Here is a 24,779-nt window from a genome sequence, read left to right on the forward strand (position 1 = left end):
GTCATGGATATGCAGACCTCGTTTCTGGACCGGCTTTTCGAAGCCGGGCTGCTGATCGATACCGGCATCGATGGGCTCTATGGCCGCAGCGGCCAGTTCGAAGAGGTGATCGCTGCCTTCGAGCGCCTAATCGACACGTTCGGCGGCGCCGACGGCGCGGAGGCCATGCGCTTTCCGCCCGGCATGAACCGAGCCTTCTTCGAGACGAGCGGCTACATGAAGAGTTTTCCGCAGCTCGCCGGCACGGTGCACAGCTTCTGCGGCAGCGAACTGGATCATGTCAGTCTGCTGCAATGCATGGAGGTCGGCGAGGACTGGACCAAGGGGCAGGAGGCGACCGACATCGTGTTGACGCCGGCCGCCTGTTATCCACTCTATCCAACGATCGCCAAGCGCGGCAACCTGCCGAAGACGGGCGGCCTCTTCGACCTGCAATCCTATTGCTTCCGCCACGAACCGTCGAAGGATCCGGCCCGCCAGCAGCTGTTTCGCATGCGCGAATATGTCTGCATGGGCACCGAAGAGCACGTTACCGATTTCCGCCAGCGCTGGATGGATCGCGGTGTCGAGATGATGAAGGCCGTCGGCCTCGAGGTGACGATCGATATCGCCAACGATCCGTTCTTCGGCCGCGCCGGCAAGATGCTCGCCAACAACCAGCGCGACCAGAACCTGAAATTCGAACTGCTGATCCCGATCACCTCGACCGCCAATCCGACCGCCTGCATGAGCTTCAACTACCATCAGGATGCCTTCGGGACGAAATGGGGTCTCAATCTTGAAGACGGCAGTGTCGCCCACACCGCCTGCGTCGGCTTCGGACTGGAGCGCATCGCGCTGGCTCTCTTCCATCATCACCGGCTCGATGTGAAGGAATGGCCGGCCAGCGTACGGAAAGCGCTGTGGGGTTGAGCCGGTCGATGACATCGGTATTTTCGGGAATCGACCCGGAGACCTATCGTCAGCACGCGCTGCATTCGAGCGAGCGTACCTGGCCGGAAACCAATTGCTATGTCGATCTCTGGATCGAGGTGCTGGCGACCTCAGGCGTTGCGCCCGAGGCGATGCTCGGTTTCACCCTGACGCAGGATTTCGAGGGCGACCATTTCACCTTCTTCAAGGTGCCGCTCGAAGATCTCGAAGCGCTCTACGGCATTCGCGCGACCGAGCTTGCCATTTACGACCGCGTCGAACGCCATGTCGAAGTTCAGATCGCGCGGGGTCGTCTTTGCCTGATCGAGATGGATTCCTTCTACATGCCGGATACGCGCGGGACCGCCTACCTGTTGGAGCACGGCAAGACGACGGTGGCCATCAACCGGCTGGATGTTGCCGCCAAGCGTGTCGATTATTTCCACAATGCCGGCTATTTCCGCCTCGAAGGCGAGGATTTCAACGGGCTGTTCCAGCTGCAGCTGACGGAGAATGAGCCGCCGTTCCTGCCCTATGCGGAATTTGCCCGGTTCCCGGAAAAGCCCGCTGATGAAAAGTATCTGCGCGCGACCGCCCGGCGGCTTGCCGGCGTTCATTTCAACAGGCGTCCCAGCGAAAATCCGATCCGTGCATTTGCAAGCGTTTTTCCGCAGCAGGTCGAAGCGGTGGCGGAGCGGCCGTTCGGCTTCTTCCACAAATATGCCTTCAATACGCTTCGCCAGGTGGGCGCCAATTTCGAGCTGGCGGCCGATTATCTGGTCTGGCTTTCTGCTGATGAATTCGCCGCGGCCGCCGAGCATGCCCGGCGCATTTCGGATACGGCGAAATCCGTGCAGTTCCAGCTTGCCCGTGCCATCGCTCGCCGGAAGTTCGAACCGCTGCAGGCAGCCCTTGATCCGGCTGCCGATGCATGGGATTCCATGATGGCGTCGCTTGCGGGGCGAATCTGAGGCCGGAGATCTGACCATGCGGGGGCGTTTGGCAAGCATCGGTGCCGAGGAAAGTCTGCTTTCCGAAGGCTGGAACCTGATCCTGACGGAGCCGGGCGCCTGCGCCGTGCCGCACGATATCCCGCTCTCCGCGCGGCTCATCCCAGCGCCCGTTCCCGGAACCGTCGCCGCAGCGCTGGAAAAGGCCGGGCTGTTCGATCGGGAAAATCCCGAACCGTTGAACACCAGGGACGCCTGGTATCTCTGCCGGCTCTTCGATGCCGAGCCCGGCGAGGCAATCCTGCGTTTTGCAGGGCTCGCGACGCTTTGCCATGTCTTCCTGAACGGCCAAGAAATCCTGTTTTCCGAGAGCATGTTCACGGCGCACGAGATTCCGGTGACGCTTTCGGGCGGCGACGAACTGGCGCTATGCTTCCGGGCGCTCGGCCCCCGGCTGTCGGAGCCGGGCCCGCGCGCACGCTGGCGGCCGCAGATGATCACGCCGGCGGGGCTGAAGAATTTCCGCACGACGCTGCTCGGTCATATGCCGGGTTGGTGCCCCGATATCCATGCCGTCGGGCCATGGCGGCCGATTTCGATGGTGCGGCGCAATCCCGTCTCGATCGACAATGTCTCCATCCGCGCGGTGTTGGAGGAAAGCGGCGTCGGCCGCCTCAGCGTTTCCCTGCATAGCAATGCCGAGCATCCCGCGATGCTGCTGCACTGCGGCGGGATGGAGCAGCCCTTCGAGAAGATCGGCGACAATCATTACTCGGCTATCCTCAAGCTTTCCGACATCGAGCCCTGGTGGCCGCATACACATGGCGCTCCGCGCCTCTACGAGCTGACGCTGATTTCCGACGGCGTTGAATATCCGCTGGGCAGGACCGGCTTCCGGCGGATCGACGTTGACCACGGCGAAGACGGCGACGACTTCGCGCTCACCGTCAACGGCGAACGCATCTTCTGCCGCGGCGCGGTCTGGACGACAGCCGATATCGCGCGTCTGCCGGGCGGGCGGGCGGATTATGAGCCGTTCCTGCGGCTTGCCGCTGGCGCCGGCATGAACATGATCCGCATCGGCGGCACCATGGTCTACGAGACGCCCGATTTCTTTACGCTCTGCGACGAGCTCGGCCTGCTGGTGTGGCAGGATTTCATGTTCGCCAATTTCGACTATCCGCGCAACGACAAGGCTTTTCTCGGCCATGTGCATGCCGAGGTCGAGGAATTCCTGCACGGCGTCCAGGCGTCGCCTTCCCTCGCAGTGCTCTGCGGCGGCAGCGAAATCCACCAGCAGGCGGCGATGCTCGGCCTGCCCATGGAATTCTGGAGCGGGCCGGTCACCGATGAAATCATCCCGGCGGTCGTCGCGCGCATGCGTCCGGACGTGCCCTATGTCCCGAACTCGCCCTATGGCGGAGCGATGCCGTTTTCACCCAATGCCGGTATTGCCCATTATTACGGCGTCGGCGCCTATATGCTGCCGATTGCCGATGCGCGTCGCGCCAACGTGCGTTTTGCCTCCGAGAGCCTCGCCTTCGCGCATGTGCCGCAGCAAAGGACGCTGCAACGCCATCTCGATGTGCCGGCTGTGCACAGCCCACTGTGGAAGGCCCGTGTGCCGCGCGACCGCAGCGCATCTTGGGATTTCGAGGATGTTCGCGATTTCTACCTGCAGCTTCTCTACGACCTCGATCCGGCCCAGCTGCGCCGCGAAGATCCGGGGCATTATCTCGACCTCTCCCGCGCCGTCACTGGCGAGGTGATCGAAGAGACCTTTGCCGAATGGCGGCGCAAGGGCTCCTCCTGTAACGGCGCGCTCGTCTGGACGTTGCAGGATCTGCTGCCCGGTCCCGGCTGGGGCGTGATCGATTCCACCGGTGAGCCAAAGCCGGCCTGGTATGCGATGCGCCGTGCATTCCGGCCGGTTCAGGTGGTTTTCACCGACGAGGGAACCAATGGTCTCGACGTGCACATCATCAACGAGACGGATGCCGCCCTCGATGTGGAACTCGAAGTCGTCTGCCTGCGGGATGGAAAACAGCAGGTGCTCAGCGGCAGCAGGGCTTTCAAGCTGGACGCAAGGGACACGGAGCGTATTGCCTGCACCGCGCTGTTCGGCGCCTTTTTCGATACGACCTATGCCTTCCGTTTCGGGCCGCCGTCGCATGATGCGAGTGTTGCGCGCCTGCGTTCGCTGGCAGATGGCGACACCCTCGCGGAAAGCTTCCACTTCCCGTGCGGACGGGGGAAGGCGCTGCATGATGCCGGCATCGAAGCATCGCTCGGCAGGGACGGCGACGACTGGTTCGTCGATCTGAGGACCGACCGGCTGGCGCAGTCGGTGCATATCGACATCGAGGGCTACCGGGCCGACGACGACTGGTTCCACCTTGCCCCCGGCGCGATGCGGCACGTGAAGCTCTCGGCGCTGCCCGGCACCGAAAGCGATATCGCGCCCACAGGCGAGATTAGAAGTCTGGGAAGTTCGCATCGTGTCGCCCTCTCGGGCTGAATCTCGCGAAAAACGATGCCGATCCATTGAGAAAGACCGCGATTTGAGAACGACATACCGCTTTTTGCGTGCCCATGTGCTGCAGCGGCTGATCCCGCGATCGCGGCTTGCCTTCAATCCGCGCAAGCCGGTGGAAATCGTCGGCTATCTCTCGATGGCTGTCGGCGTCGGCGAATCGGCAAGGCTTTGCGCCGGCGCTCTGTCGGAGGCGGGAGGGGCGATTTCGCTTTCGGACGTCAGCACGCATCCCGACGAAGAGTCCTTCGCCGGATGGACACCGTCGCCTCTCTCGATCGAGGCGCCGGGAAGCCGTATCTGGCATCTCAATCCGCCGATGCTGCCGCGCGCCATTCTGAAGAAGGGCGTTGCGAATTTCACCCGCGCCTTCAATATCGGGTATTTCGCCTGGGAGCTCGAAGTCGTGCCGGCCGAGTGGCGCAACGCTATGCACTATATGAATGCCGTCTTCGTGCCGTCGGAATTCACCCGGCGGGCGATTGCGCCGCTCACCAAGGCACCCGTTATCGTCGTTCCGCATCCCGTCACCGCGGCGCCGGCAACGGAAGGCATGCGGGAGAAGTTCGGCATCGAGAAGGACGCCTTTCTCGTCAGCTTCATTTTCAGCGCCGGCTCCTCGATCAACCGGAAAAATCCGCAGGCGGTGATCGAAGCCTTCAGGATATTCGCCGCCGAGGCCCCAAGCGCTTTCCTGTTGATGAAGGCCAGCGGCGATGTGAACAAGGACAAAGGCCTGCGCGCACTGGTCGCTTCGGTCGCGGGTGACGCCCGGATCAGAATCGTCACTGACAGGCTGTCGAACGCCGAGATCAACGGCCTCATCCGCTCTTCCGACGCCTATCTTTCGCTGCATCGTTCCGAGGGGTTCGGGCTGACGGTTGCCGAGGCGATCATGCAGCGCACGCCGGTTATCTCAACCGCCTGGTCGGGCACGGCGGATTTCTGCGATCCGGACAATACATGGCTGGTCGACTCTCCCCTCATTCCGGTCGTCGATACCCATCCGGAATTTGCCGGGCTCGAGGGCGCGGTCTGGGCAGATCCTTCTCCGGAAGCCGCGGCCGCGCGCCTCGGGGATATCTTCCGCGCGCCCGAGCTTGCGAGAGAGAAGGCTGAAAAGGCGCGGGCCTTCCTGCTGCGCTACCTCGCTGAGAACAGCTATGAGAAAGCGCTTCAGAAGCTATCGGCGATGCAGGCAAGCTAAGGTGAGGTCGCCACTCCGCTTTATTTTAACATTTTTGCATTAGAGGTGGCGGGTATCCGGTTTTAGAGCATGTCGCGCAAAGGTATGCAGCGGTTTTGCGATAACGGCATGCGTAAAAACAAAGGCCCAAAGCGCGAGGAGCGAATCTGAAAGATCGCGACGCGTTTTAGGCCGATCCTGGCGGATGGACAGATGTCGAAGGGTATTATCGCAAATTCGATGATGAATGCGGCGGCAGGCATGTTGCTCTTGCTGACGGGCTTCATTTCATCGATCATAACGGCGCGGCTGCTCGGACCGGAAGCCAACGGCATCGTCGCCTTCTCGCTCTGGCTGGTGGTCACGGGCGCCTCGATCGCCGAACTCGGCTCCAGCATCACGCTGTTGAAGACCCTACCGCAACTTTCTGCGGAAGGATACGACGCGCGCCGCCGGCGCGGTTTTGCCGCCATCCTCGTCAGCTTCATGATGTTCTCGACCGTCGTGCTGCTGGCGCTCTACGCTCTGTTTTTCCTGACCTCCGAGGAGATGCACTGGGCCGATACCGCGCCGTCCGTCGCCCTGGTTACCGGCGTGCTGTTCTTCGTCCAGGCGATCGGATCCTTCGTCAAATTTTACCTGATTGGCGAAAAAAAGCTTGGTGCCTTCTTCCGGCTGACGGTCGCAGTCTCGATTGTGCAGCTCGCCGGTGTTGCCGTCGGCGCCGTTTTCTATGGCGTCGAGGGTGTTCTCGTCGGTTATGCGCTCGGCCAGCTCGTGCTGTTTTTCGCTACGCTGCCGATCCTTCTTTCGCGACGCGACTGGTGCGGGGTTTCGCTGAAATCTCTCGCTTCCTCCTCCGTTATCCTGTCGATCCAGTTCATTATCGATTCCATCTTCCTCAATCGGCTCGAACTGCTCTTCCTGCAGCAGTTCTGGTCGGTGGAGATGGTCGGCTACTACGCCGTCGGACTGTCGATCGCCAATATCGCCCTTCAACTGCCGATCCAGATGACCGGCAGCCTGCTGCCCTATTATTCCGAGCGGCGTCACAACAGCGACGATTCGACCTTGCCGGTCGAGGTCTTCGCAGCCGTTACCCGCAGCATGGCCTATATCGTGTTGCCGATGAGCCTCGGGCTGGCAGCGATCTCCAGCGAGCTGGTGCTTGTGGTGTTCGGCGAGGCGTTCCGCCGCAGCGGCACGGTGGTGGCGCTGCTGGCGCTCGTCGCGCCCGCCTATACCTTCATGCAGATCCTCAGCCTCTATCTGTTGTCGATGGACCGGGCCCGCTCCCGCCTGAACATCAGTGTGATAGGTGGCCTTCTCATGGTAGCGGGTTGTTTACTGATCGTACCTAGGCTTGCAGCCGAGGGTGCCGCACTCGTGCGCATCCTCGTTTTCGTTGCGATGTCGGTGATGATGATCAGACAGACAGGATTCGGATCCCAGCTTTCGGGTCTCTACGCAAGCCTGACGAAGGTGACACTCGCCTCCGTGCTCTGCGCTTGCGCGGCGATTTCCGTGCTGGAATTCCTCCATGGCCCGGTCGGACTGGTCGCTGCAATCGTCGCCGGTACAGTCTGCTATTTCGCGGCGCTCCGCGTGCTGCGCGCCGTGCCGGGCGAGGATGTCGACGTCATGCGCTCCATTCTCGACAAGATGCCGTCGCTGTTGCGCCGGCCTGTGGGGCACGCAATCAATTTCATTGCACCGCGGCTTCCCGGCGATCCCGATCGTGCCAAGGTCGCGCCCGGCGAATTCTCGCTCGATCCGGCTGCGGGTGCCGGACGCAGCGCTGCCCTGCCTGTCGTGTTCGACGGCACGGTCGGGCTGTTCATGCCCGAGAATCCTCTAGTGAAGAAACGTTCGGCGGCCGTGCTCTTTGTCAGCCCGTGGGGTTTCGAGGAGATGTGCAGCCGCAAATTCTTCCGCGTTGCGGCCGAGCATTTTTCCGATATCGGCGTACCGAGCCTGCGCTTCGACTATCGCGGCACCGGCGATGCGCTCGATTTCGGCGCGCTGCCGGCAAGGCTGGAGACCTGGGAAAATTCGATCCGTGCGGCCGCCGTCAAGCTGAAGTCGCTGAGCGGCTGCGACCGCGTCATCCTTATCGCCCAGGGCCTTGGGGCAACACTTTCCCAGCGCATCGGCTCCTCGATCGACGGTGTCGACAGCCTGGTCATGCTGGCCCCGGTGCTGAGCGGCCGGGCCTATCTGCGTGAACTCAACATGTGGTCCAGGATTATCGATGCCGATCTCGGCCTCGGCAAGGAGCACGTCCAGACGGCAAAGGTGCAGATCGCCGGGTTGGTCATGCCCGAGGAGATCGCTGCCGAGCTCGGCAAGCTCAGCATCGCTTCACCGCAGGGGCTTGCAGCCCCGCGCTATCTGATCCTCGAACGTCCTGCGAAGGCCGAGGATACCGGCTTTGCCGATGCGCTGAGGGCGCTTGGCGCCGATGTCGAGCAGAGGGCTTTCGAGGGCTATGACGAGCTCGCCACCAATCCGCTGTTTGCCAAGACGCCGATTGATGTCATCGCGCTGTTGACGACGTGGCTGGAGGCAAGGACGACGGAGACGTCCGCAGCCCATTCATCGGCAGCGATCGAGAACCCGCCGCTTGCAGGTGACGGCTTTACGGAAATGCCGGTGCGTTTCGGAAGCCATGATCACCTGGTCGGCGTCGTCAGCCGGCCGCTGGGCGAGATCAAGGGCAATGCCGTGCTGTTCCTGTCGACGGCCTATGACCGGCATGCCGGCTGGGGACGGACGACGGTTGATATGGCCCGCGAGCTCGCGCGGCAAGGCGTCGTTTCGCTGCGCTTCGATTCCGCTAATGTCGGCGACAGCCCGCCGCGGCCGGATGCACCGGAACAGGTGCTTTACTCCGATACGCAGACCGCGGACGCGGTCGCCTCGCTCGATCTGCTCGAAAGCATCGTCACCGGTCCGGTCATGGTCGCCGGCCGATGCAGTGGCGGTTATCTCGCCTTCCGCGCAGGGGTCGCCGATGAGCGTTTGAAGGCCGTCGTGTCGATCAATCCCTTCGTCTACTACTGGGATCCGAAGATCCCGGTGCGCAAAGAGCATGTCGTTTCCGTTCCCCGCAGCCTGGATGACTACGGCCAGCGCCTGGCGCGGCTCGATACGCTGAAGCGGCTGCTGCGCGGCCAGGTGGATGTGGTTTCGGCGCTGCAGAATGTCGTCATCGCCGCCGGCCGCCGGTTGTCGCCGTGGATCGCGCCGCTGCTCGAGCTGCTTCCCGACCGACGCCATATCGCCCGCGAGGTCAGGCATTCCTTCGCGCTGTTCGGCAAACGCAAGGTGCCGCTGACGCTGATTTACAGCGAAGGCGATGTTGGGCTCGATCATGTCTATTTCCATTTCGGGCCGCGCGGCGCAAGGCTTTCCCGCTATCCGAACGTCCGGCTGCTGATGCTGCCGGATGCCGACCACAATCTGACGCCGCCGCAGTCGCGCAAATTCGTGCTGGACGAGATCATTCGTCTCGCAAGAGCGTGACGGGAATTTCAGCAAGCAGAATCAGATGTTTTCGACGGCGACGATATCCAACGATCTGTAGAGATCGATATAGCGTCCGGCGACGATATCCCAGGAATAGCCGCGCGTAGCGTCGAGAAGCCCAGCGCGAATGGTCTCAGGTTGGCGCGAAAGACCTTCATAGGCCGCTTCGATTGCGGTGGCGGCGGCCCCAGGATCGGTGAAATCGGCAAGCATGATAGCAGGATGCCGGCCGGCAAGTGTCGCGAAGGCATCGTTGGCGTTCAGCACCGGCAGCAGGCCGGCGCTCATCGCCTCCAGCGCCACCAGACCGAAACCTTCATATTCAGAGGCGGAGGCAAAGAGCGAGGCATCCGTGATGATCCGTCGGATGGCGCCGTTGTCGGGTGAGACGTGCAGGGTGGCCAGGCCGGAAAGGTTACGGCTTTCGATCGCGGCTTCGACATCCGCCCGGTTCAGGTCGGATTCGGCGCCGACGATATCGAGATGCCATTCCGCATCACGGGTCGTCAGCATGACCATCGCATCGAGGAGATGGTCCAGCCGCTTGTTCACCGAGAACCGGCCGATGGTGACGATGCGGCGCTTTGCCCGGCGCGAAGCGGTGTCGGCGAACTTGCCGATATCGGCGCCGTTTTCGATCAGCAGGCTGTCGGGCACGATTTCCGAAAACTGCTTGAGGTCGGACGCGCTGCAGCAGACGACCCTGCGATAGGCCAGTGCCGAGGCGCGGGTCAACGTCCGGAACCAGATCTTCTTGATCGCCGCGTATTTTCGCGTGTGGAAGAAGCCGCCATGGGTGGTGACGATCATCGGCTTACGATGCAGCAGCCGGCCCCAGGCGAGCGCGTCGAAGAAAAAGTCGATGGCATGGACATGCACGAGATCGGCATCGGCGAGATGACGGAAAACCTTAGGCGCCAGCGGATAACGGCTGCTGCCGGACCAGGGAATGCGCACCACCTCGATGCCGTCGATGTTTTCGCGCGGCTGCAGTTTGTCCTCAGGCGCGGTGAACAATGAATCGAGCGTGACCACGCGGACGCGATAACCGCGCCGGACAGTCTGGCGGGCGAGATTGGCGACCACGTCTTCCAGGCCGCCGCGGTTGGGCAGGAACTGGCGCACGACATGGACGATCAGCGGCGCCGTTTCCGGCTGCGCCTTCTCGCGCACCCTATCTGCCTCGACGATCGCCATTTTCCACCTATAGCTGCGCACGTTGCCCCGAGTTGAGGCGGGACTCTTATAGCAACGACCAGATCTCTCCGGCGTTAAGCCGCGGTTTAAGCGGCGTCCCGAAAGGCGATTCTTCGCGAAAAAGGTTAACCGCGTCTGATTGATTCAGAGCATCTTTGTTTTTACGCAATTCCGGACGTAAAACCGCAGCACACTTTTGTTGGAATTGCTTCAGAAGGCCTTGAAAGTCAAGGTCGTCAGCGAGCGGACGATGCCGGGAATATTGGCGATGTTGTCGTTGATGAACTTGCCGATATCCTGGCCTTCTTCGATGTAGACCTTCAGCAGCAGGTCGTAGTCGCCGCTGGTGGAATAGAGCTCCGAGACCAGTTCGGTCTGGTAGATGGCATCGGCGACCTCATAGGTCTTGCCGGGGGCGCATTGGAGCTGGACGAAGATCGGCTTCATGGGGATTTCCTGCAAAGGGTTGGTTGGTGGCATAATGGTCGAAAGCGCCATGCCGATGCAAGCCGTTCGTCACGCGGCCGGATCGGCGGCCGCTTCCGAGACGATCCAATCGCGAAAAGCGGCAAGCGGCGCATAGTCGGCCCGCTCGGGCGGAAAGGCGAGATAATAGCGTTCGCGGCTTTCCATTTCACGGTCGACAGCGGCGACGAGATCGCCGCGGCTGATCTCCTCTTGCATCAGAAATGTCGGCAGGAGGGCGATGCCGAGGCCGGCAATCGCCGCTTGGGCGGCGGTGGCGAACTGGTCGAAGAGCATGCCGTGCACGCTTTCGAAGGAAACGCCGTTGCCGGCGAACCATTGCTCCCAGGCATCGGGCCGCGTCGTCAGGTGCAGCAGCGGAACCGAAAGCAGATCCTGTGGTCCGGAGATTGCGTAGCGCTTCAGAAACTCAGGGCTGCAGGCCGGCACCGTGCGCTCCGACATCAGAAAAGCCAGTTCGGCGCCCGGCCAGTGCGGGTGGCCGAAATGGATGGCGGCGTCGATCGAATCGAGGCGGAAATCGAAGGGCGAAAGCCGGGTCACCAGATTGATGGTGACGCCGGGATTGGCGGCGAGGAAACGCCCCAGGCGCGGCGCCAGCCAGCGCGTGCCAAAGGTCGGCAGGATGGCAAGATTGAGCGTGCCGCCATACGGATTTGCGCGCAGGTTCAGCGAGGCGCTGGATATGCGCCGTAGCGCCTCGCGGATTTCACGGGCATAACTGTCACCGGCAAGCGTCAGCCGCATGGTCTGGCGTTCGCGCCGGAAGAGTTCGACGCCAAGCTGCTGCTCCAGCGCGCTCACCTGACGGCTGACGGCGCTCTGGGTCAGATCGAGTTCGCGCGCGGCTGCCGTCACACTGCCGGTGCGGGCGACCGCCTCAAAGGCGGCGAGATGCGAAATCGATGGCAAAAATCGTCTTGAAGCAAACATGATCATTCCGCTTCAGAATGAGCTATTTCCAAAATGTCGATATTTCTGGGTTTGTTACGCTTGTAAAGAGGTTCATCCTGCAAAAGCGGAATGAGCCGGAGTCCCCGATGCCGAAAGCCTTCGTTTCCACAGACCGTATCCGTTCGCTCTTTACCGAGGCGATGTCGCAGATGTACCGGGCAGAGGTGCCGCAATACGGCACGCTGATCGAACTGGTGGCGGATGTGAATGCCGGCTGCCTCGAACACGACCCCGAACTGCGGGAGCGACTGGCCCGCGCCGGCGAACTGGAGCGCATCGATGTCGAGCGCCACGGCGCCATCCGGCTCGGCACGGCAGAAGAACTTTTCACCATTCGACGGCTGTTTGCGGTCATGGGAATGCAGGCCGTCGGCTATTACGATCTTTCGGTTGCCGGCGTGCCTGTTCATTCCACCAGCTTCCGGCCGGTCGACGACGCGGCGCTCAACGTTAATCCATTCCGCGTCTTTACCTCGCTGTTACAGCTGGAGCTAATCGAAGACGAGGGGCTGCGCGGCGAAGCGGCGGCCATTCTGGCGGCGCGGCGCATCTATACGCCGCGCGCCATCGCGCTAATCGAGCGTCATGAGCGGGACGGCGGCCTGACCGGGCCGGAAGCAGTGGAATTCGTCGCCGAGGCGCTCGAAACCTTCCGTTGGCATGGCGAGGCGACCGTCAGCGCCAAGACTTACAAGCGCCTGCACGATGCACACCGGTTGATCGCCGACGTCGTCAGCTTCAAGGGGCCGCACATCAACCATCTGACGCCGCGCACGCTGGATATCGACGCGGTTCAGGCCCGCATGCCAGAACGCGGCATCACGCCGAAGGCCGTCATCGAAGGGCCGCCGCGCCGTCATTGCGATATCCTCCTGCGGCAGACGAGTTTCAAGGCGCTGGAGGAAAGGATCGGCTTTTCCGATGACGACGGTGCGATCCGGGGTACACACACCGCCCGCTTCGGCGAGATCGAACAGCGCGGTGTGGCGCTGACGGCCAAGGGCCGGGCGCTCTACGACCGGTTGCTCGCCTCGGTTCGCGGCGAGGTCCAGGTCGGCCCCGGCGGCGCCAAGGCCGGCGCCTACGACAGCGAACTTGCCGAGCGTTTCAAGGCGCTGCCGGACAGCTGGGAAGAGCTGCGCAGGCAGGGTCTGGCATTTTTCCGTTATTCCGCCACACCTGCTGGCATTGCCGCCGCCGTCCGCGGCACGCTGCCCGACGATCCGGAAGCGTTGATCACCAACGGTTACCTCGCCTTCGCCCCGATCGTCTATGAAGACTTCCTGCCGGTCAGCGCAGCCGGCATCTTTCAGTCGAACCTCGGCACCGACCAGCAGCAGAATTATGGGACCCGCTCGAACCGCGACGCCTTCGAGGCAGCACTTGGCGGGACCGTCCAGGACGAGCTGGCGCTTTATGCCGAACGCCAGACGGCATCGCTGGATGCGGCGATGGAGGCGCTCGGTCTTGCGGGCCTGCAACTGAAGACCGTCGCGTAAAATGGTGGCTTCAACCCTTCATCATATGCGTTAGAGTACCGCGATTTCGCTCCGATCGGACTGAGCCATGCTGAATGATCCGCGCTCCCACGGCCTCTGGGAAAAGACCGCAGCCGAACCACCGGCCACCTCGCCGCTTGCAGGCGCGGTGTCGGCCGATGTCGTCATCGTCGGCGGCGGTTACACCGGCCTGTCGTCTGCTCTGCATCTTGCCGAAGCCGGGTCGAAGGTGGTGCTGCTGGAAGCCAAGGAGATCGGCTTCGGCGGGGCGGGGCGCAATGTCGGCCTGATCAATGCCGGCATGTGGGTGATGCCCGACGATCTGCCCGGCGTGCTCGGCCCGGTGCATGGCGAACGTCTGCTCGAGCTGCTCGGCAATGCGCCAAAGCTGGTCATGGAACTGATCGACAGGCACGGGGTTGCCTGTGAACTCGAACGCAACGGCACGCTGCATTGCGCTGTCGGTGCGGACGGGCTGAAGGAGATCGAAGAACGCGCGGCGCAATGGTCCGCCCGCGGCGCCGCCGTAACGCTGCTCGATGCGGCGGAGACGGCCAGACGCATCGGCAGCGATGCCTATACCGGTTCGCTGCTCGACATGCGCGCCGGAACGCTGCAACCGCTGGCCTATGCGCGCGGTCTTGCCCATGCCGCCGTCAAATCAGGCGTCGTCATTCACACATCCAGTCCGGTCGTTGCAACGGAGCGTCACGGCAGCCGCTGGAAGGTGAAGACCGAAAGCGGCGAAGTCAGCGCCGAATGGATCATCGTCGCGACGGACGCCTACAGCACCGGACCGTGGGAGCAGGTGCGCAGCGAACAGGTGCATCTGCCCTATTTCAATTTCGCCACCGTGCCGCTCGGCCACAATCTGCGTCAGTCGATCCTGGCGGGCCGGGAAGGCGCGTGGGATACCAAGGAAATCCTCTCCTCCTTCCGGATGGATCAGGCTGGACGTCTGGTGTTCGGCAGTGTCGGGGCGTTGCGCAATACCGGGCTCACCGTGCATAAGGGTTGGGCCAAGCGCGCCCTGAAGCGGCTGTTTCCGGTTATCGGCGATGTCGAATTCGAGTGCGAATGGTATGGCCAGATCGGCATGACCGACAATGCGCTGCCGCGCTTTCACAAATTCGCGCCAAATGTCGTCGGCTTTTCGGGTTACAATGGCCGCGGCATTGCGCCCGGCACGGTCTTCGGCCGGACGCTGGCAGAGCATATCCTCGGCCGGCTTGCCGAAGCCGACCTGCCGCTGCCGCTGACGTCGCCGACCGAACCGAGGCTCCGTGCGCTGAAGGAACTATGGTACGAAGCGGGCGCTCAAGTCGCCCATTTCGCCGATGCCCGCTTTTGAGAACCGGTAAACGCTTCCGGGAAGCGAAACTCGCTTCTGAGAATAATAAGATTGGAACCACGACAATGAATATCGCCGTCCTCGATCTCGCCACCGAAACCGCCAAGCTGCTTGCCGAACTCGGCGTCGATGCCGGCCGCTATCACGGCGGCACCCTGTCGGTCAGCTCGCCGGTCACCGGCAAGGAAATCGGCAAACTCAGAGAGCATTCGGTTGCCGAGGCGAATGCGGCGATCGAAGAGGCGCATAAGGCCTTCCTCGAATGGCGTGCCGTACCGGCACCGAAGCGCGGCGAACTGGTCCGCCTGCTCGGCGAGGAACTGCGCGCCGCCAAGGCAGCACTCGGCCGTCTCGTCTCGATCGAAGTCGGCAAGATCACATCCGAAGGCCTCGGCGAAGTGCAGGAGATGATCGATATCTGCGATTTCGCGGTCGGCCTTTCCCGTCAGCTCTACGGCCTGACGATCGCCACCGAGCGCTCCGAACACCGGATGATGGAAAGCTGGCATCCGCTCGGTGTGATCGGTATCATCTCCGCCTTCAACTTCCCTGTTGCTGTCTGGTCGTGGAATGCGGCGCTGGCGATGGTCTGCGGCAATTCCACCGTCTGGAAGCCCTCGGAAAAGACACCTTTGACCGCCCTTGCCGTGCAGGCACTGTTCGAGAAGGCGCTGAAGCGCTTCATCGCCGAGGGCGGCACGGCTCCGGCCAATCTATCGACTTTGATCATCGGCGGCCGTGAAGTCGGCGAAGTGCTGGTCGACCATCCGAAGATCCCACTCGTTTCCGCCACCGGTTCGACGGCCATGGGCCGCGCCGTCGGTCCGCGGCTGTCGCAGCGTTTTGCCCGCGCCATTCTCGAACTCGGCGGCAACAATGCGGCGATCGTCTGCCCAAGCGCCGATCTCGACCTGACGTTGCGCGGCGTTGCCTTCTCCGCCATGGGCACGGCCGGCCAGCGCTGCACGACGCTGCGTCGTCTCTTCGTGCATGACAGCGTCTACGACCAATTGGTGCCGCGCCTGCAGAAGGCCTATGGCTCCGTCACCATCGGCAATCCGCTCGAAACCGGCACGCTGGTGGGACCACTGATCGACGGCAAGGCTTTCGAGAAGATGCAGGCAGCACTTGGCGAAGCGAAATCGGCCGGCGGCAAGGTGACCGGCGGCGACCGCGTCGACAATGGTTCGACTGACGCCTTTTACGTTCGCCCGGCGCTGGTCGAAATGCCTGATCAGACCGGCCCGGTCGAGCACGAGACCTTCGCGCCGATCCTCTATGTGATCAAATATAGCGATTTCGACGCGGTGCTGGCGCTGCACAATGCCGTGCCGCAGGGGCTGTCGTCGTCGATCTTCACCAACGACATGCGCGAGGCCGAAACCTTCGTCTCCGCCCGCGGCTCGGATTGCGGCATCGCCAATGTCAATCTCGGGCCATCGGGCGCCGAAATCGGCGGCGCCTTCGGTGGCGAGAAGGAAACCGGTGGTGGCCGCGAATCCGGCTCGGATGCCTGGAAGGCCTATATGCGGCGCTCCACCAACACGATCAATTACGGCAGGACGCTGCCGCTTGCGCAGGGCGTCAAGTTCGACGTCGAATAAGCCGGCTGCAACGGGCGGCATTCCCTAAAGCGCGTCGCATGCAATTGATTCATGCGACGCGCGTTAGCTCTTTGTTTTGAAGTGTGTCGCTATCCGGAACCACTGCACACTTCCGGGCGACATGCAGGGGGCGTCGCCTTTTTGGCCAATCGCGATTTATTCCACTATAACATGAGACATTTAGTCAAGATATTGTGATGGCTTTTTCGGGCAAGCCAAACTTGAAATCCTCAGTCAGGAAAAATATACGCCTCTCATCACCCGTGGAGACCTCGGGTGACATCGCCACGGAGGCCATCATGAACATTGCTCTTAGCCGTTTTTCCCTCGCGCTTGCCGCTTCGCTTCTCGCCGCCACCGCGCTCGCCGGTAGCGCCAATGCGCAGGACGAAAGTCTCGTCGTCTACAATGCCCAGCATGAAAGCCTGGGCCGCGAATGGATCGATGCCTTCACCAAGGAGACCGGCATCAAGGTCACCATGCGGCAGGGCGGCGACATGCAGTTCGCCAACCAGATCATTCAGGAAGGCGACGCCTCTCCGGCCGACGTGTTCCTGACCGAGAATTCGCCGGCGATGACGCTGGTCGATGGCGCGGGCCTCTTTGCCCCCATCGAAAAGGACACGCTGGACCAGGTTCCCGATCAATATCGCCCGGCTGACGGCATGTGGACCGGCATTGCCGCCCGCACCACCGTTTTTGCCTATGACAAGACGAAGCTCACCGAAGACAAGCTGCCGAAATCAATGCTTGACCTTGCTGATCCGGCCTGGAAAGGTCGCTGGGGTGCGTCACCTGCCGGCGCCGATTTCCAGGCCATCGTCGCTGCGCTGCTGCAGCTCAAGGGTGAGCAGGCGACCGCCGACTGGCTGAAGGCTCTCAAGGAAAACGCCACGCCCTACAAGGGCAACAGCGTCGCCATGAAGGCCGTCAATGCAGGCGAAGTCGAGGGTGCGATCATCTATCACTATTATTGGTTCGGCGATCAGGCGAAGACCGGCGAGAACAGCAAGAATGTCGGCCTGCACTACTTCAAGAACCAGGATCCCGGCGCCTTCGTCAGCGTTTCGGGCGGCGGCATCCTGAAGTCAACGCAGCACATGAAGGAAGCCCAGGCTTTCCTGAAGTTCCTCACCAGCAAGGCCGGCCAGGCGGTTCTCAAGGATGGTGACTCCTACGAATATGCCGTCGGCAAGGACGCGCCCTCCAACGAGAAGCTCGCTCCGCTCGCCGATCTCGACGCGCCGAAAGTCGAAGCTTCGACGCTCGACAGCAAGAAGGTTGTGGAGCTGATGACGGCCGCCGGCCTGATCTGACCTTCTGCCGCAGGCGACTTCCGCCAAAACTATTGCTTTTGGCTCAAGAAAACCTTAGGGCATGACGAAATCCGGCAACCGCTCCTCAAAAGCGGTTGCCTTCCTTTTTCAGCGTGTAAAGGCATCGGCCTTGCTGCAGGACAACAGATTGCTCGCATCCGGTAACGCGGGGCCGGTCGCGCCTGGGGGGCGGATGGGTTTGCCGCGCGCGCCCATGCCGCACGCTTCCGTGGTGCTGCTGGCAACCATCGTCGCGATCTTCAGCCTGGTGCCGCTCGGCTTCATCGGCTGGGTCACCTATGATGTCGGCTGGGAAACGGTAAACGCCCTGGTCTTTCGGCCGCGCGTCGGCGAACTGCTCGTCAACACGGTTCTGCTGGAATCGCTCACCATTCCACTATCGATCGCGCTTGCGGTGACGCTTGCCTGGCTGACCGAGCGGACCGACATTCCTTTCGCGCGGCTCTGCGCCTGGCTTGCGATTGCTCCGCTCGCCGTGCCTGCCTTCGTACACAGCTATGCCTGGGTCAGCCTCGTCCCCGGCATGCACGGCCTGCAGAGCGGTGTCTTCGTCTCGGTGATCGCCTATTATCCTTTTCTCTACCTGCCGGTCGCCGCGGCGTTGCGCCGTCTCGATCCGGCGATCGAGGATGCCGCGGCCTCGCTGGGTCTCAATCCCTGGCGGGTCTTCTTCCGGGCGGTGCTGCCGCAGCTCCGACTCGCCATTTGCGGCGGCTCGCTGCTGATCGGGCTGCATCTGCTTTCGGAGTACGGCCTGTTTGTGATGATCCGGTTCGACACTTTCGCGACGGCGATTGTCGACCAGTTCCAGTCCTCCTACAACAGTCCCGCCTCCAACATGCTCGGCGGCGTGCTCGTCGCCTGCTGTCTTTTTCTGCTCGGCTTCGAGGTGCTGGTGCGCGGCAACGAACGGTATGCACGCGTCGGCTCCGGCTCGCCGCGTCCGACAGATCGCCGCCGGCTCGGCTGGTTCGTGGTGCCGGCCGTTTTTCTGCCTGTCGTCCTGGCGGTGCTGACCCTCGGCGTGCCGCTGGTGACGCTTGGCCGCTGGCTCTATCTCGGCGGCACCGAGATCTGGCGCATCGAAGTCGGCAGCGCTTTCCTGCAGACGATCGTGCTTGCCATTGTCGGCGGCGTGCTGGCGACGATTGCCGCAGCACCGATGGCCTGGCTTTCCGTGCGTGCGCCCGGCCGTTTGCAGCGCGTGCTCGAAGCCTGCCATTACTATGTCGGCTCGCTGCCGGGTGTCGTCGTGGCGCTGGCGCTGGTGACGATCACCGTGCGTCTCGTGCTGCCCCTCTACCAGACCTTTGCAACGCTGCTCGTCGCCTATGTGATGCTTTTCCTGCCCCGCGCCATGGTGGGGCTGCGCGCCAGCATCGCCCAGGCACCGGTGGAGCTGGAGCGCGCCGCGATGGGCCTCGGCCGCACCCCGGGGCAGGCGGTACGGCAGATCACCATGCGGCTTGCCGCACCCGGAGCGGCGGCCAGCGTCGCGCTCGCCGCCCTCGGCATTACCAATGAACTGACGGCGACCCTGATGCTGTCGCCCAACGGCGTCGATACGCTGGCGACGAAATTCTGGTCGCTGACCAGCGAGATCGATTATGTTTCGGCTGCGCCCTATGCCTTCATGATGATCGTGCTGTCGCTGCCGCTCACGCTGATGCTCTATACCCAATCGAAACGGACTGCCGGCCAATGACGCTGCTTACGATCGAAAACATCAGCAAGCGCTACGGGCCTGTGCAGGCGCTGAAGGATATTTCGCTCGATGTCCAGGCGGGCAGCCGCACCGCCGTCGTTGGCCCGTCCGGTTCGGGCAAGACGACACTGCTGCGCATCATTGCCGGCTTCGAGCAGCCCGACGTCGGGAGAGTGACGCTCGATGGCGAGGTGCTTGCCGACGGCCCCGCGACGGTGCCGGCTCACAAGCGCGGCATCGGCATCGTTTCGCAGGACGGCGCGCTGTTTCCGCACTTAAGCGTCGCCGAAAATATCGGCTTCGGCTTCGAGCGGGGTGCGGCCGACCGTGAGAAGCGTATCGTCGAGCTGCTCGATATGGTCGAGCTCGACCGCGGCATGCTGGTGCGGCGCCCGCATCAGCTTTCCGGCGGCCAACAGCAGCGCGTGGCGCTTGCCCGCGCGCTCGGCCGCAAGCCGCGGCTGATGCTGCTCGACGAACCTTTCTCGGCACTCGACACCGGGTTGCGCGAGAACATGCGCAAGGCGGTTGCGCGCGTTCTCAAGGCGGCCGGCATTACCACCATTCTGGTTACGCATGATCAGGAAGAGGCGCTGACCTTTGCCGATCAGGTCGCGGTGCTCAGAGAAGGACGGCTGGTTCAGGCCGGGTCGCCGCAATCATTGTATCTGCATCCCAGGGATCGTGAGACAGCACTGTTCCTCGGCGATGCCGTGCTGCTTCCCGCGATCATTCGGAACGGTCTGGCCGACTGCGCGCTTGGCCGCGTCGCCGTCGAAGGCAGTCGTCAGGGCAAAGCGGAGATCATGCTGCGGCCGGAGCAGATCCGCGTCGTTGCCGATGAAAGCGATCGCAACCATGGCGGACGTGTCGTCGAGGTGGAGTTCGGCGGCGCGGTCTGCACCGTTGCCGTTTCGCTCGACGGTGTTGCCCTGCCGCCGATCCTGATCAAGACCTCGAGCGTCGCGCTGCCGGCGCGAGGCGATCTCGTTCGCCTCGATATCGCCGGCAAGGCGCATGTTTTCGAGAGCTGAGTGAAAGCGTCGCGCGTCCGAGGACGCTCAGAACCCCCATAACTTCTTGTTTTAACGCAATTCCGGACGGAAAACCGCTTCGCACTTTTCCTGTAATTGCTTTAGCCGAACTTGCGCACCACTTCTTGCGGCTCGATGCCTTCAAGCCAGCCGCCGGTAAAGCCGGCGCGCTCGAGCCCGAGCCGGATGGCCGGCGATTGCCTCATCAGCTTCCAGATGAAGTCGGAGCGCTCGTTCTCGACGGTCATGACGAGAAGACCCTGATCAATGCCGACGGTGCGGTCGTCGACCCAGCCTTCCGGCCGCGTGGTCTTGACCGTCGGGTTGAAGCCGCCGGGAAAGCCGCCTTCCAAGAGCAGGTTCGGATAGCTGGTCAAAAGTGCCTTGGTGCCATCCAAAGCCGCCTGCCGGTCATAGGGCAGGCAGGCAAGGGCTGCCCAGGGTGCGATCGTGCCGTCATCCGGGCCGAGCGGGGCTCCGCGAGCGGCATAACCCAGAACCTTCGGCTGGCGGCCGCCGCGCATGCGCCGCGTCGGCGGCGGGCCGTCGCAGGCGGAGAAACCCCAGATATTCTTGTTATAGCCGACGAACTGGCCGGGATTGCGCTCGGCATAATCACGCTGGACGTTGATGACCGCCTGCGTGTTGCGGAAATAATCCCAGTTCCGCTCCGCCATCGGCTTGTCCTGAATGCCGCGGAAATCGATCCAGGCATGAGAGAACAGGTGGATGAACAGCGGCCCGGCATAGAGATAGGACTGTTCGCCGTGCAGCATCCAGGAATAGCTTGACGTAAAGGCGTCGTAGCAAGATTGCGGGATGGGGTGCGTCGGCGATGCGAGCGCCAGTGCGTAAAGGATGATCGCCTCGTCGAAGCCGTGATAGCGCCAACGCAGGAAGCCGGAAGAGGGCTTCCAACCCATGGCAATGGTGTCGCCCTTGTTCAACGCCCAGCGCCAATCGACGCGCTCGTAGATGAAGGTCGCGAGCTCACGGATTTCCGTTTCCGTCTCGTCGTCTTCGCGGATGAAATACTGCGCTGATGTCAGGATGCCGGCGACCAGCAGCGCCGTATCGATGGTCGACAGCTCGCTGTTCCAGGCGCGGTGGCCGGTATCCATATGCAGAAAGTGGTAGAAGAAGCCGCGGTGGCCGGTGGCGTGGCGTTCCTCGCCCTGACGCGCGCCGGCGAAAAACCGCAGCGTATTGACCGTGCGTTCGGCTGCTTCCGCGCGGCTGATCCAGCAACGCTCGACACCGACGGGATAGGAGGAAAGGGCAAAGCCGACGGCTGCGATACTTGCCGGCACGCCGCCGATCGAGGTATCGGCCACCAGGCCATTTTCGGGATTGGAATATTTCAGGAAGTACTTGAATGCCGAATGCTGCAGCCTGTCGACAAGCGCTGCATCAATATCTTCAATCCGTTGCAGCATAGGCTCCTACCCAACTGTTGCATCGCCCCATGCTTGAACATGACGGCCGTCCCCCGGCAAATCAAACCTTTTTGATTCGCAGGGATAAGAGAACACAAATGGGCAGAAGTGGTCGTTAATAATTATCGGTGAAATAATATCTAGTAGAAGTCATATAAGCGGTGCAGCAAAAGCAGCGGTTACGCGCCGGTCCGCAGCCGTTGTTTTCGGCGATATTCGGTTCCTCCGATCTTCCGCGGAACGGGTGACAGTCGCTCAATCGTATAGGCTGGTATGAGGCGTCGTAGTCTCTACTGCGCGCATCTACCCCTTGGCATCGCGCCGCGAGGCAGTGAAGATGAAACACGCCTCTCGCCGATCGGTCGTCTCAAGTCCCCGCCGAACGCGCCGACAGGAAGACCTGCGGCTCGAAGGCAAAATCCTTGTCGAAGGGATAGGTTGGATGCTGCTTGCGCAGCCGTGGCAGGCGCTCGACGAACTGATCGACGACACCGGTCGAGAGCGCCATCAGGCTGGGATTTGCAATCGGCGCCAGCTCGGGAGAGAGATAACCCGATTTGACGACAATGATCCTCGCCTTGTGCGGATCGAGGCCGAGCCGGGTGAAATCGGCTATGTTGTGATAGGGCCGGCGTTTGGCGGACAGTACGAGATCGATGCCATCGATCGAAACCACCGCCTGGCGGTCGGCGGGTTCGGCGGTTCCATGCAGGAACTTGACGATGAAACGAGCATTGACCGGCTTGCTGCCCTCGCTGTCGAGTGAGGCGCCAACGCTGAGGTCCAGTTTGGCGCCCACGCCTGCGGCATAGCAGGTCTCGGTTGCCGCCTTGTCGGTGATGCCGGCGAAGACGACGCCGGCAGCACCCCTACCGATCAACTCGGCCAGCACGTCGGCTCGGTCCCCGACGCCGCCGCCGGTCGGGTTGTCGCCGGATTCGGCGAGCACGACGGGGATTGTCGGGCTTGCAATGGCTCTCGCGACGCATTCCTCCAACGAGCCGGTCTCGCAGCCGAAGACAAAGTCTTCGCGCGCATCCCAATAGGCCTTGGCGAGACGTCTGGCCTCGCGCTCCATTACCGCGCGGTCGGTGCCGGTGATGATGGCGGCGGCCGTGGCGCGCGGTTCGTCGGCCCAGACATAACCAACCATCAGTGATGCATCCCAGACACCATCAATCGCATCGATTTCGGGCAGCATCTCATAGAGGCTTTTCGCCGGCTCATCGACGGTGCTGGTGCGCTCGCCGGGCAGCACGACCGGGACCGGCGCCCAGAGAACAACCGGCCGCACACCTGATTTCAGGCTCTTCACCAGCATGGAGACCGAGCGGCGCATCGTCTCCTCGACATCGATATGCGGCGCAGTGCGATAGGTTGAATAAATATCGAGCGCATCGATGATGCGCTGGGTGACGTTGCCATGCAGGTCGTAGCTTGCCGACACCGTGCAGGCCTCGCCGACGAGCGCGCGGGCCGCACAAATCCAGTCACCTTCGGCATCCTCCATGCCCTCGACATACATGGCGCCATGCATGGCGAGGTAGAGACCGTCGAGCGGCAGCATCGGCTTCAGCCGCTCGAGGAATTCGCCCTTGAAGGCCTCGTAGGTGGCGCGTGAAACCGGGCCGCCAGCAATGGCGCGGGCATGGATCGTCGGTAGGAATTCGGCGTCGTAATCCCTGAGGAAGCCAAAGTAGGGTGATGCCAGCAGTGCGTCCCCGCGCAGCACGCGAAAATCCTTCTCCTCGTTCAGGACGGGATTGTATGTGCTGCATTCGATATGAATGCCACCAACGGCGATGCGCATGGGAAACCTCAGTTGATATTGGGAGCAATCAGGAAGGTAGGGCCGCAATGCCGGCAGCGCCCTGGACCTCGAGGCCGGTGCTGTCGTCAAGAATTTCTCCGGTCATCTGACACCAAGTGAGGGATTGTCGCAAGCGGTGCGGCCCATCTCATTGAGTGCGCCATCTGCTCCTGCCGTTGACGATGATCAGAACATCATCTTATGGGTCGAGGCCAAGCAGAGTGGCGTTGCTATGCGGCGAGTCATTGGGTGCACGCAAGATCGCGTCAAACTCAGCAGTTTACGCGCCCCGGCCGCGAGGAGCACACGCCCCTTATTCGCCGATCAGCGAGCTCGCGGATCGGCAAACATTCAGAACAGGCACGCTGCACGGCAAAGGTGCGCTAAGGCTTTGAAAATTTGAGAAACTGGAGCGGGCGAAGGGATTCGAACCCTCGACCCCAACCTTGGCAAGGTTGTGCTCTACCCCTGAGCTACACCCGCTCAATCCACATCGGTCCGGGGTAGTTGTTGGACCGTGGGCGCCGCCTCGCGGCGACCGGCGCTATATGGCCTAACGGGTTTTCAAATGCAACAGGGAAATGACGGAGAGGTGAAGAAAAATTCTCCTGCTCGCGCGGGCCGGGCGGAAAGGCCGCAAATGCGGGGCAAAGCGTCGGCCGCAAAGATTGCCAAACGATGTCGACGGACTTAATCAGGACGCCTTGTCTTTTTCCCTTCCTATCCAATGGATTGCCCAATGTCCGAAAATGTCCCGAAGACCAGAGAAGAATTGTTTGCCTTTCTCGATGGGCTCGGCATTGCCCATAAGACGGTTGACCATGCGCCGGTTTTCACCGTGGCGGAATCGGTTGCGCTGCGCGACGAGATCCCCGGCGGCCACACCAAGAACCTGTTCGTCAAGGACAAGAAGGACAGGTATTTTCTGCTGACCGTCGAGGAAAACGCTGCCGTCGATCTCAAGCAGGTGCATAATGCCATCGGCGGGTCCGGCAGGGTCTCCTTCGGCAGGCCCGAGAAGTTGATGGAATATCTCGGCGTCATTCCCGGCGCGGTCACTGCATTCGGCGCGATCAACGATACTGCGGCGAATGTCACCTTCGTGCTCGATACCGATCTGATGCGCGAGGAGATCATCAACTGCCATCCGCTATCCAACGATGCGACGACATCGATTGCGAGCTCCGATCTCATCCGTTTCATGGAAGCGACCGGGCATAAGCCGCTTGTCTTGAAAGTGACGTCCTGACATACGAT

Annotated in this window: 17 protein-coding genes and 1 tRNA gene; 12 read left to right on the forward strand and 6 right to left on the reverse strand. The window is 62.1% G+C overall.

Annotated elements, in window-relative coordinates; genetic code table 11:
- Nucleotides 1–3 precede the first annotated feature (3 nt).
- The 5 genes from HJB83_RS13060 (at nt 4) to HJB83_RS13080 (ending at nt 9,106) form a co-directional block, all read left to right on the forward strand.
- The gene (locus HJB83_RS13060; RefSeq protein ID WP_221131638.1) at nt 4–912 is read left to right on the forward strand and encodes an amino acid--[acyl-carrier-protein] ligase; all 909 of its coding nucleotides are present in this window, start codon (nt 4–6) and stop codon (nt 910–912) included.
- Nucleotides 903–1,883, forward strand: a complete 981-nt coding sequence (locus HJB83_RS13065; RefSeq protein ID WP_221115547.1) for a DUF1839 family protein — start codon at nt 903–905, stop codon at nt 1,881–1,883. Before HJB83_RS13060 ends, HJB83_RS13065 begins: the two co-directional genes overlap by 10 nt.
- Nucleotides 1,884–1,899: 16 nt before the next feature.
- A complete protein-coding gene (locus HJB83_RS13070) occupies nt 1,900–4,380 on the forward strand; it encodes a glycoside hydrolase family 2 protein (protein ID WP_221131639.1) in 2,481 nt (826 codons plus the stop codon).
- Nucleotides 4,381–4,423: 43 nt separating this feature from the next.
- Nucleotides 4,424–5,602, forward strand: a complete 1,179-nt coding sequence (locus HJB83_RS13075) for a glycosyltransferase family 4 protein (RefSeq protein ID WP_221131640.1) — start codon at nt 4,424–4,426, stop codon at nt 5,600–5,602.
- Nucleotides 5,603–5,794: 192 nt separating this feature from the next.
- Nucleotides 5,795–9,106: an oligosaccharide flippase family protein gene (locus tag HJB83_RS13080; RefSeq protein WP_207582203.1), complete on the forward strand. Its 3,312-nt coding sequence runs from the start codon at nt 5,795–5,797 to the stop codon at nt 9,104–9,106.
- Between the two features lie 21 nt (nt 9,107–9,127).
- On the opposite strand, the gene HJB83_RS13085 is transcribed toward HJB83_RS13080, so the two are convergent.
- From HJB83_RS13085 to HJB83_RS13095, 3 genes are all read right to left on the reverse strand, one after another.
- Complete coding sequence (locus HJB83_RS13085) at nt 9,128–10,306, reverse strand: glycosyltransferase family 4 protein (RefSeq protein WP_221131708.1); 1,179 nt, start codon at nt 10,304–10,306, stop codon at nt 9,128–9,130.
- 210 nt (nt 10,307–10,516) lie between these two features.
- On the reverse strand, nt 10,517–10,753 hold the full coding sequence (locus HJB83_RS13090) for an Lrp/AsnC ligand binding domain-containing protein (protein WP_003567502.1): 237 nt from the start codon (nt 10,751–10,753) through the stop codon (nt 10,517–10,519).
- 69 nt (nt 10,754–10,822) lie between these two features.
- On the reverse strand, nt 10,823–11,731 hold the full coding sequence (locus HJB83_RS13095; RefSeq protein WP_207582202.1) for a LysR family transcriptional regulator: 909 nt from the start codon (nt 11,729–11,731) through the stop codon (nt 10,823–10,825).
- Between the two features lie 101 nt (nt 11,732–11,832).
- On the opposite strand from HJB83_RS13095, the gene HJB83_RS13100 reads away from it, so the two are divergent.
- From HJB83_RS13100 to HJB83_RS13125, 6 genes are all read left to right on the forward strand, one after another.
- On the forward strand, nt 11,833–13,245 hold the full coding sequence (locus HJB83_RS13100) for a VOC family protein (protein WP_221131641.1): 1,413 nt from the start codon (nt 11,833–11,835) through the stop codon (nt 13,243–13,245).
- A 67-nt stretch (nt 13,246–13,312) separates the two neighbouring features.
- A complete protein-coding gene (locus HJB83_RS13105; protein WP_207582200.1) occupies nt 13,313–14,596 on the forward strand; it encodes an FAD-binding oxidoreductase in 1,284 nt (427 codons plus the stop codon).
- A 65-nt stretch (nt 14,597–14,661) separates the two neighbouring features.
- A complete protein-coding gene (locus HJB83_RS13110; RefSeq protein ID WP_207582199.1) occupies nt 14,662–16,200 on the forward strand; it encodes an aldehyde dehydrogenase family protein in 1,539 nt (512 codons plus the stop codon).
- 299 nt (nt 16,201–16,499) lie between these two features.
- Complete coding sequence (locus HJB83_RS13115; RefSeq protein WP_221131642.1) at nt 16,500–17,516, forward strand: iron ABC transporter substrate-binding protein; 1,017 nt, start codon at nt 16,500–16,502, stop codon at nt 17,514–17,516.
- A 61-nt stretch (nt 17,517–17,577) separates the two neighbouring features.
- The gene (locus HJB83_RS13120; RefSeq protein ID WP_221131643.1) at nt 17,578–19,242 is read left to right on the forward strand and encodes an iron ABC transporter permease; all 1,665 of its coding nucleotides are present in this window, start codon (nt 17,578–17,580) and stop codon (nt 19,240–19,242) included.
- Entirely contained in the window at nt 19,239–20,276 is a 1,038-nt protein-coding gene (locus tag HJB83_RS13125) for an ABC transporter ATP-binding protein (protein WP_207582196.1), read from the forward strand. The genes HJB83_RS13120 and HJB83_RS13125 overlap by 4 nt, the downstream gene beginning before the upstream one ends.
- 101 nt (nt 20,277–20,377) lie before the next feature.
- On the opposite strand, the gene HJB83_RS13130 is transcribed toward HJB83_RS13125, so the two are convergent.
- The 3 genes from HJB83_RS13130 to HJB83_RS13140 all read right to left on the reverse strand — a co-directional run bounded on the left by HJB83_RS13130 (nt 20,378) and on the right by HJB83_RS13140 (nt 24,005).
- A complete protein-coding gene (locus HJB83_RS13130; protein WP_207582195.1) occupies nt 20,378–21,712 on the reverse strand; it encodes a glucoamylase family protein in 1,335 nt (444 codons plus the stop codon).
- Between the two features lie 367 nt (nt 21,713–22,079).
- A complete protein-coding gene (locus HJB83_RS13135) occupies nt 22,080–23,522 on the reverse strand; it encodes a M81 family metallopeptidase (protein ID WP_207582194.1) in 1,443 nt (480 codons plus the stop codon).
- 408 nt (nt 23,523–23,930) lie between these two features.
- Nucleotides 23,931–24,005 (reverse strand) — tRNA-Gly (locus HJB83_RS13140).
- A 256-nt stretch (nt 24,006–24,261) separates the two neighbouring features.
- Between HJB83_RS13140 and HJB83_RS13145 the strand changes: the two genes are divergently transcribed.
- A complete protein-coding gene (locus HJB83_RS13145) occupies nt 24,262–24,771 on the forward strand; it encodes a prolyl-tRNA synthetase associated domain-containing protein (protein WP_207582175.1) in 510 nt (169 codons plus the stop codon).
- Nucleotides 24,772–24,779 lie beyond the last annotated feature (8 nt).

It is taken from the genome of Rhizobium sp. NZLR11 (genome assembly GCF_019685115.1).
Classification (GTDB): Bacteria; Pseudomonadota; Alphaproteobacteria; order Rhizobiales; family Rhizobiaceae; genus Rhizobium.

Coding starts and splice junctions, on each gene's coding strand:
- HJB83_RS13145 (WP_207582175.1), top strand. CDS start 24,262: ATGTCCGAAAATGTCCCGAAGACCAGAGAAGAATTGTTTGCCTTTCTC.
- HJB83_RS13130 (WP_207582195.1), bottom strand. CDS start 21,712: ATGCTGCAACGGATTGAAGATATTGATGCAGCGCTTGTCGACAGGCTG.
- HJB83_RS13120 (WP_221131643.1), top strand. CDS start 17,578: ATGACGAAATCCGGCAACCGCTCCTCAAAAGCGGTTGCCTTCCTTTTT.
- HJB83_RS13125 (WP_207582196.1), top strand. CDS start 19,239: ATGACGCTGCTTACGATCGAAAACATCAGCAAGCGCTACGGGCCTGTG.
- HJB83_RS13105 (WP_207582200.1), top strand. CDS start 13,313: ATGCTGAATGATCCGCGCTCCCACGGCCTCTGGGAAAAGACCGCAGCC.
- HJB83_RS13100 (WP_221131641.1), top strand. CDS start 11,833: ATGCCGAAAGCCTTCGTTTCCACAGACCGTATCCGTTCGCTCTTTACC.
- HJB83_RS13115 (WP_221131642.1), top strand. CDS start 16,500: ATGAACATTGCTCTTAGCCGTTTTTCCCTCGCGCTTGCCGCTTCGCTT.
- HJB83_RS13090 (WP_003567502.1), bottom strand. CDS start 10,753: ATGAAGCCGATCTTCGTCCAGCTCCAATGCGCCCCCGGCAAGACCTAT.
- HJB83_RS13110 (WP_207582199.1), top strand. CDS start 14,662: ATGAATATCGCCGTCCTCGATCTCGCCACCGAAACCGCCAAGCTGCTT.
- HJB83_RS13060 (WP_221131638.1), top strand. CDS start 4: ATGGATATGCAGACCTCGTTTCTGGACCGGCTTTTCGAAGCCGGGCTG.
- HJB83_RS13135 (WP_207582194.1), bottom strand. CDS start 23,522: ATGCGCATCGCCGTTGGTGGCATTCATATCGAATGCAGCACATACAAT.
- HJB83_RS13080 (WP_207582203.1), top strand. CDS start 5,795: ATGTCGAAGGGTATTATCGCAAATTCGATGATGAATGCGGCGGCAGGC.
- HJB83_RS13095 (WP_207582202.1), bottom strand. CDS start 11,731: ATGATCATGTTTGCTTCAAGACGATTTTTGCCATCGATTTCGCATCTC.
- HJB83_RS13070 (WP_221131639.1), top strand. CDS start 1,900: ATGCGGGGGCGTTTGGCAAGCATCGGTGCCGAGGAAAGTCTGCTTTCC.
- HJB83_RS13085 (WP_221131708.1), bottom strand. CDS start 10,306: ATGGCGATCGTCGAGGCAGATAGGGTGCGCGAGAAGGCGCAGCCGGAA.